Source organism: Dyella flava (genome assembly GCF_016904955.1).
Classification (GTDB): domain Bacteria; phylum Pseudomonadota; class Gammaproteobacteria; order Xanthomonadales; family Rhodanobacteraceae; genus Dyella_B; species Dyella_B flava.
In genome coordinates, this window is sequence record NZ_JADIKE010000018.1 from 67,024 (window position 1) to 79,755 (window position 12,732).

Here is a 12,732-nt window from a genome sequence, read left to right on the forward strand (position 1 = left end):
GCCGTGCGGGGAGATTTATTTGCGCTGGGTCCGGCTGGCCTTTCCGGCACTGCTTTTGCGTCGCTTTTGCAGATTTTCGCGCGAATCGGCAACCATGTTTTTCATGGCTTTTTGCGCGGCATCCGGCTGCTGGCGGCGAATCGCGTCAAGCACCTTGTGATGATGGGGCAGGGAGTATTTGAAGTCGCCGGCCGTTTCTGCCGATAGCACGAAAAACATGCCCAAGGCGCTTTCGATCACCGAGAACAGCGAGGTCATCAACTCGTTGCCGGTGGCCTGCAACACGGCATCGTGGAAACTGAGATCTGCAACAGCCCACTCGCCGGAATCGCGCGACGCCTCCATCTGCCGATAGGCATGGTCGATCCTGGCAAGTTGTGCGGCCGTACGGCGCCGGGCCGCCGCCGCCGCGGCGGCGGGCTCGATGATTTCCCGCATCTCCACCAGCTTCTCAATGAAGTCATCGGTAGGCATGGAAATGCAGCGCCATGACAGTACGTCTGCATCGAGCTGGTTCCAGTATTCCATGGCGCGCACGCGCGTGCCGATTTTCGGGCGCGCCTCAATCAGGCCTTTGGCGGACAACACCTTCAATGCTTCGCGTAACGCCGTGCGGCTTACCTGCATGCTCTCGGCGAGCACTTCCTCGCGTGGCAGCACATCGCCTGAGCGGAATTCCCCCGTGACAATCCGCCGGCCGAGCTCGCGTACTACATGGCCGTGCAAATTGCGCGCATCCGTAGCTCTCATCTTCAACATTCTCCACTGCAGGGCAAGGTGAGGCTCGTGTGCCGCGCCAGTTGTCCAGGAATCTCGCGCGGTGCTGGATGCTGTGATGCAGCGTCCAACGCTATTTATCATACAAGCGTATTGTGTGAATTTTTCGCGGCTGCCGGAATAGGTATGGACTGCTCCAGAGTGCGACAGCCGTCCAATGGGGTGGCGGAATCAGGGAAATCAGCGAGCTAGTCGCATCACTTGCCGTTGTTCGTCACCGGAGGCGTAGCGGCGCGGGTAGTTCTGACCATTCATGCGTATGACTTGCAGCGGCGCAATGCCGCTCGATCCTAGCCCAACGTTATTTCAAGAGTATTTTAATATTGTAGTATTATTTAAATTCTTGAGTTAGGATAAATCCATCCGGCGATACGGCCGGGACTCGAATGCAGAGCACAGCCGGACGGCTTCATTGGAAAGCCTGTCCGATGGGTATCTGTTGCTGTGGGAAATCCAGGCAAAACCAGTCATACCTCGGGGAGGAGGCTTCATGAGCAGTCGCAAGCAGATCGGCCAACGGGCACTCACAGTGGCGATTGGCGCCATGTTGGCGGCAGGCGTCGCACAGGCTCAAAACGCGACATCACCGCCTGTGGCTACGTCGTCCACCGATCAGAGCCAGAACAAGGCCAAGCCTGCCAAGGGGCAGGGCGCCGAATCGAAGCAGGACACGACGACGCTCAATCAGGTGGTGGTCACCGGTAACACCAACTTCGGCGGCATCCGCAAGATCGACGCCAGTTATTCGATCACCACCGCCACCAGTGAGCAGATCAAGGAGTCCAACCCGATCAGCACGGCCGATCTGTTGAAGATGTCGCCGGGTATCTACCCCGAATCCTCCGGCGGCCAGACCGGCGCCAATATCGAGGTTGCCGGCTTCCCTTCCGACAGCGGCGCGCCGTTCGTGACCTTGCAGCTCAATGGTTCGCCCTTGTTCCCGCAGTGGGAATACTTCACGGATGCCATGTTCCGCCTCGATGACACCATCGATCGCGTAGAAACCGTGCAAGGTGGCCCGTCGGTACTGTTCGGCAATGGACAGCCGGGCCTCATCGCGAACTTCATCCTCAAAGAGGGCAGTTCGACGCCGACCGGCGATGTGGGCGTGACCTACGGATCGGAAGGCATGGAGCGTCTGGATGGTTTCTACGGCTTCCCGCTGTTTGGCAAAGACAGTGGCTGGTACGGGAGCATCGGCGGTTTCTGGCGCAAATCCGACGGCGTGCGTGACCCGCAGTTCGCGGCGGACAAGGGCGGCCAGCTTACGGCGACGCTGAGCCACGACCTGGAACACGGGTCGATCATGTTCTACGCGCGCGATCTGCAGGACAAGAACCAGTTCGTGACCGACACGCCGATCCTCAATCCGGCGCCGGGCAAGTTTTCGCCGTATCCGGGCTTCAATCCGCTGACCGGTACCTTCGGCAGCAACGCCGACCGTTACCAGTTCCTGCAGACCACGCCTTGCTATACGGCGGGCTGTTCGCCGGGCGGGTTGAATATCGACATGGCCAATGGCCAGGGCGGCGACGTGCACATGTTCGGCAGCAACCTGGATCTGGACTTCGACAACGGCTGGTCCTTGTCGAACAAGTTCATTTTCGTCGCCGGCGACATGGACACCACCGCGTTCTTCAGCACCGGCGAAAACCCGATGACGCTGTCCAGCTTCATCTCCAGCGATGCGGCAGCGTTCGGCCTGCCTTCCGGTCTGACGGCAAAGGCGACCTATACCAATGGCCAGGCCGCCAACATGAACCAGAACGTCACGGTTCAGAACCCCGAATACATCCACAAGCGCATCCAGTCCGTCAGCGACGAGTTCCACATCAGCAAGGACCTGTTCGACGGCAACACCCTGACCCTGGGCAACTACACCGCGGTGTATTCCGAATTCCATCAGGAAGATGACGGCCTCAACATGCTGCTGCAGGCCAAGAGCAATCCCAATCCCATCGTCGTCGACATGACCGACGGCACGCACAACTACCAGCTCACCGACGGCCAGGGCCTGTTCTGGAACAACCAGCCCCAATCGTGGATGGCGTTCAATGAAAAATGGCATGCGGTGACAACGGCGCTGTTCGCCGCTGATACGTGGAACGTCGGCAACTGGCGTTTCGACGGCGGCGTGCGCGTACAGTACCTCGATATCAACGGCTGGTTCCAGAACACCGCCTCGGGTGACCTGGATGCCAATCCGTACACGGTGTACAACAACGATGCGGAATACCTGATCAACAGCTTCCAGCATCCGTCGTACTCCAAGAGCGCGCCGTCGTGGACGATCGGCGCCAACTACGCCTTCAACAACAACATGAGCATGTACGCACGCGTGAACGACGGCGTGTTCATGCCAACTTTCGACGACATCCAGCCGCTGCCGAGCACGCCGGTGGAGAAGATCCACAACATGGAACTGGGCTTCAAATACCAGTCGCCGTGGATCTATGTCGATGTTGCCGCGTACCGCAGGCTGTTCTACGGCGTACCGTACGAGATCACCCTGGACACCGGACAGATCAACCTGGTGTATGGCTCCACCACCAAGGGCTTGAATACCCAGGTGATGCTCACCCCGTTCAAGCACTTCACGGTGTCGTTGAGCGGCGACTACATGGACGGCCACTATTCCGGTTACGACAGCTGCGTGCCTTACGTGGCCCAGAACGGCAGCAACATGTGCAGCAGCATCAACGGCATGGATCTGGACCGCCAGCCCAAGGTGCAGTATCGCGTGACGCCGGCTTACGAGATCCCCACGACGTGGGGCAGCATGAAGTTCTGGGTGACCTACGAGCACATTGGCAACCGCTACAGCGACCAGCTCGAACAGCAGCCGTTGGGCAGCTATTACGATCTGGCCATTGGCGCCATTGCGAACATCGGCCAGAACTGGATGTTGACCTTGCGTGGCACCAACATGACCAATCAGATCGGCATCACGGAAGGCAACGCCCGCCTGTTTGGTTTCGCCAGCGGCGGCGGCGTGATCCTGGCGCGTTCCATCGAAGGACGCGAAGTCAACTTCCAGGCCAAGTACAAGTTCTGATGTGACTGGCCTGCGCCGTCACCTCCAGGTGTGGCCCCTCTCCCGTGTGGCGAGGGGCCGACTGAATGCTGGCAACGAGCGCGGGCATCGCCGAACATGACGACATGCATCCAAGCCTCAAGTACCTAATCATCGTCGCAGGATTTCTGGTCCTGGGTTTGAACGGTCCGGCGCGGGCCGGGGCGCCGGACGCGCGCTTCCTCGACGTGCTGGACATGCATGGCAAGCCTGCTTCGCCGACGGATCGAAGCTTCAACATCTTTTTCGACGCCGGTGCATGGCACGGCTACAGCCTCCCGCCGCTGGGTGACGACGATACGGGCTTCATCGGACCGTTCGTGCATAGCCTTGGCGACGGCCGCTGGGTGGGCCGGCGTTTCGCGCGTGTGGTGCTGCAGGACACGGGGAGCCAGCAGAACATCGCGCTCGTGCCGACGGAAAGCCACTCCGCTCCCGGTTACCTGGTCCGCCATTTTTCTTCCCCCCAAGTGAGCGTGGACCAGGTTCTTTTCTTTGCCAACTCATGGCACGCATTGGCGCGCATCGAGCTGAAGGCGACCCGTGCACTGGATCTGCATGTGGCCATCGAAGGGCAGGCGATGCCCGGTGAGGTACCGGCCACCGTGACCGGTGGCGAGGCTGTCGAGCAAAGTTTCGCGCACTCGCCGTCGATCTTGAGCACGACGTTGCACGTAGACGGTGCGCCCGCTCAACGTGCATCGGTAAGCGGAGATGACTACCAGATCAGCCTGACACAGCCGTTGCACCTGAAGTCCGGTCAAACCGTGGTTCTCTACGTCGATCAATTGCTGACGTACAACCCACAAACCGACCAACCGCAAGCGGTGGACGACGAAACGGCATGGACGGCCAATCGCAAGCGGTGGGCCGGCTATCTTGCATCGGTAGTACCGAGTCATCTGGCCGGGCTGGCGGATGACACAGCACAGCGTGTGGCGGTCAAAGCCATCATCACGTTGCTCGGCAACTGGCGTGCGGCACGCGGCGACCTGCATCACGATGGGGTGATTCCGTCCTACTCCAATCCGGATTTCAATGGCTTCTGGGCCTGGGACTCCTGGAAGCATGCCGCCGCGCTGGCGTTATTCGCGCCGCAACTGGCGCGGGATCAGATGCGGGCCATGTTTGACTACCAGACCGCCGACGGCATGGTTCCCGACTGCATCTACCTGGACAAGGCAGGGGACAACTGGCGCGACAGCAAGCCCCCTTTGGCGACGTGGGCCACGCTGGCCATCTATCGGGCCACCGGTGACAAGGCGTTTCTCGCCGAGATGTACGACAAGCTGGTGCGCTATCACCGCTGGTGGTTCAGCGCGCGTGACCATGACCACAATGGTTTGGTCGAGTACGGTTCCACCGATGGCACGCTCATCGCGGCCAAGTGGGAAAGCGGCATGGACAATGCGGTCCGTTTCGACGCAACCGCCATGTTGAAAAACGGCAACGGCGAATGGTCGATGGATCAGGCATCGGTGGATCTCAATGCCTATCTTTATCAGGAGAAGCTGGAACTGGCCGAGATCGCCCGTGTGATCGGCAAGGACGCTGACTATCACCAGTGGCTAAAGGAAGCGGCGGCCATGCGTGGCGCCATCCAGGCGCGGATGTACGATCCGCAGCGCGGGTATTTCTTCGATGCACACCTTGGCGACGGCCATCTTGTGCACGTCTACGGCTCGGAAGGCTGGGCACCGTTGTGGGCGGGCGTGGCAAGTCCGCAACAGGCCGCACGCGTCGTTGGAGTCATGCTCGATCCGCATAAATTTGCCACCTACATGCCTTTCCCCACACTGGCGCGTGACGACCCGCGCTTTTCGCCCGTCACGGGATACTGGCGCGGACCGTTGTGGCTGGATCAGGCGTACTTCGGTGTCCAGGCGCTGAGGCGTTACGGTTATGCGGCGCAGGCGGATGACATGGCACGACGTCTTGTGTCGAACGCCAAGGGGCTGACTGCGCAAGCGCCCATGTATGAAAATTATGATCCACTGACGGGTCAGGGTTACCAGTCGGCCAATTTCAGCTGGGCTGCGGCGAGCTATTTGTTGCTACTACATCAATAGGGCAAGCGGCTGCTGGAATCTCTCGCTGATATGCCAGTCGGCAGTTCCCGGTGTATTGCGCTGCCGAGGTCCGCAACGCAAGTCGAACGGAATAGCATTTGTCGACTTATGGTTGGACACATTGACTATGTGGCCGACCTTTAGCCCGATGGGCGTGATGCATCCACGTCAGCTTGTACTGGCTCTCCAATGGGCCAAACTGCTGGCGCACGTCAAACGTGGTGTAATGCAAGCTCTCCACGCGCAGCGATACCGCCGGCGCTTCGATCTCATTCAAGCGTTGCCGCACGATCTCCGCCGGGACTACTCGTCGGTACAAACCCAGGGTAATGTGCGGCGTATAGGCTGCCTGCCGTACCTCCCGACTCTCCCTTGCAAGCATCTCTCGCCACGTTGCCAGTCGACCCTGCGGGTCGCCGACGGGAATGAAGGCGGCGCTGGCAAAACTATCCGGCGACGCCAACGGCAACTCACATGATGTCCCGCGAGCCAGGTGCAGTGCGTTGATCTGCGCTTGAAGCTGTTGCTGCGAAAAATCATCATCCATCACGCACTCCGGGCATTCAAACCCGCAGACGAATACCGTCAGGTGCGCCTGTCGCTGTGACATGGGATAGAGCATGTCCGCCAAGCGGTCCTGCACAGATGCGATGTAATCCAGCAGAGCCGGATCATCCACGGGGATCATCCACACCCCGTAGCGAGTGCGGCCACGATGCCATTCCGGATAATCGCGCAACTCGGCGGCTATCGTTTCGGCGGGGCTGTGCAGGGCATCGGAAAACAGCATTGTTTTAAGGGAAAAAGCACCGGGTTCTAAGGTATCCCCACATTTCCTCGCCGTCATCCCCGCACCCCTCGCCGTCACTCCCGCACCCCTCGCCGTCACTCCCGCACTCCCTCGCCGTCACTCCCGCACTCCCTCGCCGTCACTCCCGCACTCCCTCGCCGTCACTCCCGCACTCCCTCGCCGTCACTCCCGCACTCCCTTGCCGTCACCCCCGCACTCCCTTGCCGTCACCCCGCACTTCCTTGCCGTCAGCCCCGCACTTCCTCGCCGTCAGCCCCGTACCCCCTCGCCGTCATCCCCGCGAACGCGGGGATCCATCTTGCTTTAAGAGCAAGAGCAACATGGATCCCCGCATGACCAGCTTCGCTGTTGTGAAGCGTCTCGCGAGGATGACGGCAAAGAACCGGCAAGAAGGAGCCGGAATGACGACTCGGAAAACGCAGGGATACCTCAGTACCGGATTGACTTATGCGGGCCAACTTAAGGACCGAACAAGCAACTCCAGGCAACTCAACCCGGTGCCGTTTCTTCAATGGAATTAACTCCCACTGAAAACTCATATCACGCGCCCCCGCGCGCGATCCGTGATCACTCGGTGACCTCATCATCTTCTGCATCATGTTCCATCTTCAAGATGCAGTTCAGCCGCTTGTGGGCCTCGTGCGCACTGCGTTGCCCCATCTGGATGAGGATGGCGGCGGCCCATAGGGCGCTGGCAAAGTTGTCGGGATCGGTATCCACCCCTTGGCCAACCCGATCACCAAGGCTTTGGATGATGCCTTGCGCACCATCCAGCAACAGGTCGGCGTCGTCCTGGAGTCTGCCGGGGTGACAGACCGGGGCGATGTAGTAGCTGGCGTTGAGGGTGATCCAGGCTCCGGGTGCGTGCTCTTTCATCGTTCGCTCCTTGCGGTGTGGGAAACCATTGGGTGCGGGCATTCAGGCCGGCAGGCGTAGAATATCCCAAATACACATAAATATATGAATGAAGGATATCCAAGGCCCCTCGCTACGGTGGGCCAATGCCGAAAGCAAAGCCAAAACCGTCTTCGACCCACCGCCCCGAAAACAGCGTACTGGCCTCGCTGCTGCGCGAACTGCGTCTGGCTTCCGGGATGACCCAGGCTCAGGCCGCCACGGCGCTTGGGCTAACGCAAACCGGTATCTCTGACTTTGAAACTAGCGATCGGGGCTTGGAGTTGCTGGTCGTCCGGGATCTTGTCCGGGTGTACGGGGCGGATTGGATGGCCTTTGTCGAAGAGTTGGAACGGCGATTGGTTGCCGCGCCCAAGCCGGCCAGTGCGCTCATCAAAAAGCCAAGTGACCCGGTTCGCAAGAAGCCTAAATAAAACAAGCCGCATTATCGGGGACCTGTGTCGAGCGTCAGTCATCCCTAATGCAGAGGGGGCATAGACGTATCAGCAATGATGTTGACCAGCGCTGTCACCGAGCTGGTCTTCTGGATGGTGGTAACCCGTTGAGATAGAGGCTGATGACATCGTTGTGTTAGTGGGAGCAAACAACACGGGCGCAAGCGCGTGCGGGGCGACGGCATCAACTGGAACAACTGGACTGCCACATCAACGAGATGGATTGTTGACGGACTTCACCTCTTGAAAATCAAAGGTTAGGCGAGGAAAGCAGGGATTTAACAGGGGGAAAGGGGGCGCCCTCAGTGTCGTCTACGGTCGCGATGCCTCATGTGATCGCCCATTTCGCGCTCCATGATGCAGTAGTGCAAGATTGGAGGCCCTTCCATGCGGTGGATTGCGTGAAGGACACACTGTGTTTTCAAGTTGCCCAGGGAGTCCCGGCGGCACTGGTGGCTTTGACCGTGGGCATCGCTGGGGCGTTTATCGCTTGGCGCCAATACGCCACCGCGCGCGCAAAGTTAAAACTGGATTTGTTTGAGCGGCGGTATGAGATCTTCATGGCGGTCTGGACGCATTTGTCTTTCATCAAGGAGCATGGTTGTGAGTTGATGAATGAGAGTGGTCCAAAGTACGAGGCCTTCAAAGAGTTCAGGAACAACATTCCTCAATCAGGATTTTTGTTTGGACGCGACATCGAGCGGTACCTTAGCGAAATCAACCAAAATCAGATGGACCTTTGGGGGTTGGAAATTCATTCCGGTCTTCGTGCACTGTCGCCATCCGAGTCCGTGAAAAAAAGCGAACTGACAGCTTGGTTCGACCGGGAGTCCCGGTACGCCAAGGTCCGTTTCAAGCCGTATCTTGATTTGCGGAAGTGGAAATGACGAACGATCAACGAGCGCTCATGGAATCAGCAATGAAGGCTCTGGCTTATCAACGAACTCTTCGGTAATAAGAGGGCGGCAGCATATCCTTGGTATTGCGCGCCATCTGCCGAAGCAACTGGGATAAAGGCTTGCCTATATAAGGGTCATCGCCTTGTCCGACTACGATGAACTGAATAAAAGGCTCTCCCTTTTCCGGTTGCAGGAACAACGGGGCGAGACAATCAGCAGCGCGTTGCCCGTCGTTGAAGCGGCCGTTGAGCAACCGATAAACACCATTGGAAATCAAATCGGCCAACTGGACTCCTGGAGATGTCTTCGAATCGACGAACTTTCGGTTGGCCCAGATCTTCTGGGCATCAAGTAAGCGGTCGGATTCCTTGGCGTCGGATGGTTTGGGAAGCCAAGTTGGATAGGGTCTCGTGTCGTAGAAGTCTTGGAACATCGAGTAGTTGCCACCCTCCACGTTGATCATGGGGCGTTCGAGTACGATCGTCTGGGTCAACGGAAGGGTTACGGTTGAAAATGTTTCATCGAACTGATTTTTCTGAATGTCTTTGCGATCAAAGTTCCATCGAAAGGAACCCAGTGTTCCTGGGATTCGAAGAGAGTAATACGGTGTCGAATACCTTAAGACATTGACGACCAGATGAGCCCTGCAAAGGGTTTCGATCCACTGTTGAGTGGATAAAGCAGACACAGCGTTGGCGAGGTTTCTAACCATGGCTTTTCCCTCTGGATAAATCATGGACTCTTCGCGCTCTAGGATGATGGCGGCCTGTTTGTTTTTATGATCCTCGGCGCCGACATTGAGTGCCGCATCAGAGGCGACGGCAAAAACCAAACAATCAAGACGCGCCAACATTTGGAGCAAATGAAAATAGGCGTCTTCGCTGATGACCTTTCTTGGTTTTGGTTCCTGATCGTGGCGAAATCCGTTGGCCACTTTCCAACGGCGGAGAACATCTTTTGCTTTAGACAACTGGGATTCAGGAACAACATAAGCCAGCACCAGGCAGAAGGAGCCGAGAGATTCTGCAGCGGCAAATGTTCCAGATTCATCAATGAAGATGTGCACGCGGACTACTCCAAAAATCGGGATTGATGCCGGCCGCTCTCATTGTGCTTTCATTCCTAGGTTTTTGCTTGACGGGCGGTGCGGCCTTCAAAAGCAAAACGGTTTAACCTTTGAGTCGCGTTCGTATTCTAAGAACATGATCCAAACAAAACGCCCGACATACAATGCCGGGCGTTTTGTTTTATTCGCGAAGAAACGGCCAGAGCCATCTTGCGCGTTTTGGATCTAGTTATTCTTAATCTTTGTCTCGTGAGTTAAAACGCACTTCCAAGCGCCGTTCGCCCAACGCCAAACATCGGTTTGGCGTTCTGCCACGTCGAAAGGCTTGCCTTGAAGCACACCAGCGGTTTCGACCTTTGACGTCACCAGTGCGATATCTCCGTAGATGCGTACTCTGGGCTCAGAAAGTTGGTATGTCTTTCGCGTCAAGTGGCCTGACTTTATTCCGTCGGGAAAAACGGATGGACCCTCACCGACGCCTCCGGATGTAGCAATAACCGCCCAGCTATCGTCCAGCAATCGCAAGATTGCGGTCGCGTCGTTATCTTGGATCGCTTGAGCTAGTCGCTCATCCGCTGCCAGCGCATTTTCCGCAGTCGGCCCTGCTGCGGCCTTCGCTTGGCCAGCGGCCATGGATATCGGTATCTGCCCAACGAGTACGCACGCCGCGGCAAACACGGCGATGCGGCTCATGACCGTCTGATATTTCGCTGGCCTTTGTACTGTTACTTCAATGGCCATTGCTGCGTTATTTGATCGGGCCGACTTTGAGCGAAAGCCATGGGAATGTTGTGGCGAAGTCATGTGATCAATCTCCGTATCAGCGTCAAAAGGGGTTGCTTTATGGATGACGATTGGAGCCTCGAAAATTCGACATGCACCGAGGTGTGGCGTCGCTGTGCAAAAAGTCATGCTTACTTTCGAGTTACTTGGTAATTGGGGGTCGTAACCCAAGCAAAAGGCCCGACATTCGATGCCGGGCCTTTTGCTTGCCTTTGGCGGGGTAGGGGGATTCAAACCCGTGTCCGAAGGCGCTTGTGCGGATTACGGCGATGACTGAACGGCGTTCCGATCCGGTCTGGACACTTTGGTGGTGTTGGGCACACGCTGCTGTTGCCCGTCTAGATCATTCCGAAAACGTCCGCTCCAGGTCCAGGCTGTGTGAAAACGCAAATGTTCTCTATTCGATAGTCTCTCTACGCGAAATCTAACCGCCTGATCGGACTCGAATCACACAGAACCTGACGCACGCCGCGCGTTTTGATCAATTCTTATCCAGCCCCAAACTCGGTTTTGCGTTTTCACACAGCCTCGATCGAAAGCGGACGTCAAAATGCCGTTGATCTGAATCAAGATTGCCAACCAACGTCAGCATCCTGAGACATCCTGAAGGCGTGCAAGGTTCGCGACCATTTCATGGTCGGAGACGTCCTTGTACATGCGCTTATAGATTCCATGCAAAGAAGATTTGAGGTGTGCCAGCGTTACCTTAACCCCCGCACCTAGCGTCTTCGACACAAGCGCATGCATGTGCAGGACCTCTGCGTCCGAGATATAGCCTTGGTTTTGCCATCGATATCCTGAGCGCTGCCACTGAAGTCCCTTCCCCCTATCTTCCGTAAAGTGTTCGAAGTGAAAACGCGAATTGGCGAGAAAAATGCCAAAACCAAGGAAGACTGCTGCGATATCTGTCGCCGGCTCCCACACTTCCCAACCACCGGGTGGAGGCTCTGGAAATCCTGCGGTGCGATAATGCGCCAATTCATGTGCAAAAGTAGCCACCAGCGACATCGGGTTTTGCAAATTTCGGGGATGGTAGCTGATGATCGCCCCGCCTTCCTTGAGTGCGCGGAATGTACCGGCCGGGGAGTGGTCAGAGGGCGGCAAGAGCAGATGTTTGGAAGCAATCAGGGTTTTCTGACTTTCGCTCTGCTGTTCGAGTTGGCAAGGCCACGCCTCCATGCCAGCCCACACTTTCACCTGCTCAAATATTCGTTCGGCCAAGTCATGGCCACGTAACTCATTGCTCGGAAAAAACTCCCGCGTGGGAAGGATAAGTTTGCGTCGTCGATACGCTTCCATGCCACCCGTGTGCTTCAGAAGCCACTCGAAGCATCCCAATTGCCATTCGGCCAAATCGGGATCCAGAAGCCTCTCATTACGGAACCATCCAAAGATGGCGCCTAAACCGAGCCCGCTGCGTCTCTCGCTCGCGGCACGTTCTTCCGAATGACTCAGTTGGCTTTCGTCGTCATCAAACGACAAGCCTTCAAAAGCCTCGACGGGGCGTTGACGAATGACCTCCTTGAGAGCGACTCGCGCTTCTTCCGTCAAATCCGAGTACTTCCTACGTGCAAGGAAAGCCAACCTATCGTCGTCCAGTGCTTCATAGGAACTTTTAAATTTTTCGACTGCACGTTGATCTATCGACATCCTTCCCCCTTGTTACGCGTCCCTATATTGAGTTCCAGCTGTTTCCGATTGTCGAATGTGAAATTTCGCTCGAAAGCGGTCTGAGCTATGAACATGCCTGCTTTGGGTCCAGGCTGTGTGAAAACACTCGTAAAACGAACCGCCTATTCTGATCTCGCCCCAGGCGGAGTGTCTCATGAAGCGATTCGTGGAAGGACTGGACCGATCACAGAGCCTGCTTTTCCCCGAGCGGCTGGAAGACTATATCAACGAGGA

At 57.2% G+C, this 12,732-nt stretch carries 10 protein-coding genes; 4 read left to right on the top strand and 6 right to left on the bottom strand.

Annotated elements, in window-relative coordinates:
* Nucleotides 1–15 precede the first annotated feature (15 nt).
* On the bottom strand, nucleotides 16–750 hold the full coding sequence (locus ISP19_RS01050; protein ID WP_204678683.1) for a FadR/GntR family transcriptional regulator: 735 nt from the start codon (nucleotides 748–750) through the stop codon (nucleotides 16–18).
* A gap of 517 nt (nucleotides 751–1,267) precedes the next feature.
* Between ISP19_RS01050 and ISP19_RS01055 the strand changes: the two genes are divergently transcribed.
* Both ISP19_RS01055 and ISP19_RS01060 read left to right on the top strand, forming a co-directional pair.
* Complete coding sequence (locus ISP19_RS01055; RefSeq protein ID WP_204678685.1) at nucleotides 1,268–3,832, top strand: TonB-dependent receptor; 2,565 nt, start codon at nucleotides 1,268–1,270, stop codon at nucleotides 3,830–3,832.
* Between the two features lie 65 nt (nucleotides 3,833–3,897).
* Nucleotides 3,898–5,919, top strand: coding sequence for an MGH1-like glycoside hydrolase domain-containing protein (locus tag ISP19_RS01060; protein ID WP_204678687.1), 2,022 nt, complete (start codon nucleotides 3,898–3,900; stop codon nucleotides 5,917–5,919).
* A 106-nt stretch (nucleotides 5,920–6,025) separates the two neighbouring features.
* Here the strand turns inward: ISP19_RS01060 and ISP19_RS01065 are convergent, their stop codons facing one another.
* Both ISP19_RS01065 and ISP19_RS01070 read right to left on the bottom strand, forming a co-directional pair.
* Nucleotides 6,026–6,766, bottom strand: coding sequence for a 2'-5' RNA ligase family protein (locus tag ISP19_RS01065; RefSeq protein WP_204678689.1), 741 nt, complete (start codon nucleotides 6,764–6,766; stop codon nucleotides 6,026–6,028).
* A 531-nt stretch (nucleotides 6,767–7,297) separates the two neighbouring features.
* Nucleotides 7,298–7,606: a hypothetical protein gene (locus ISP19_RS01070; RefSeq protein WP_204678691.1), complete on the bottom strand. Its 309-nt coding sequence runs from the start codon at nucleotides 7,604–7,606 to the stop codon at nucleotides 7,298–7,300.
* A 125-nt stretch (nucleotides 7,607–7,731) separates the two neighbouring features.
* On the opposite strand from ISP19_RS01070, the gene ISP19_RS01075 reads away from it, so the two are divergent.
* Both ISP19_RS01075 and ISP19_RS01080 read left to right on the top strand, forming a co-directional pair.
* Entirely contained in the window at nucleotides 7,732–8,058 is a 327-nt protein-coding gene (locus ISP19_RS01075; protein WP_204678693.1) for a helix-turn-helix domain-containing protein, read from the top strand.
* 422 nt (nucleotides 8,059–8,480) lie between these two features.
* A complete protein-coding gene (locus ISP19_RS01080) occupies nucleotides 8,481–8,966 on the top strand; it encodes a hypothetical protein (protein ID WP_204678695.1) in 486 nt (161 codons plus the stop codon).
* A gap of 49 nt (nucleotides 8,967–9,015) precedes the next feature.
* Here the strand turns inward: ISP19_RS01080 and ISP19_RS01085 are convergent, their stop codons facing one another.
* The 3 genes from ISP19_RS01085 to ISP19_RS01095 all read right to left on the bottom strand — a co-directional run bounded on the left by ISP19_RS01085 (nucleotide 9,016) and on the right by ISP19_RS01095 (nucleotide 12,477).
* Nucleotides 9,016–10,044, bottom strand: a complete 1,029-nt coding sequence (locus ISP19_RS01085; RefSeq protein ID WP_204678697.1) for a DUF3800 domain-containing protein — start codon at nucleotides 10,042–10,044, stop codon at nucleotides 9,016–9,018.
* A gap of 225 nt (nucleotides 10,045–10,269) precedes the next feature.
* A complete protein-coding gene (locus ISP19_RS01090) occupies nucleotides 10,270–10,848 on the bottom strand; it encodes a nuclear transport factor 2 family protein (protein ID WP_204678699.1) in 579 nt (192 codons plus the stop codon).
* Nucleotides 10,849–11,412: 564 nt separating this feature from the next.
* On the bottom strand, nucleotides 11,413–12,477 hold the full coding sequence (locus ISP19_RS01095; RefSeq protein ID WP_239556327.1) for a hypothetical protein: 1,065 nt from the start codon (nucleotides 12,475–12,477) through the stop codon (nucleotides 11,413–11,415).
* Nucleotides 12,478–12,732 lie beyond the last annotated feature (255 nt).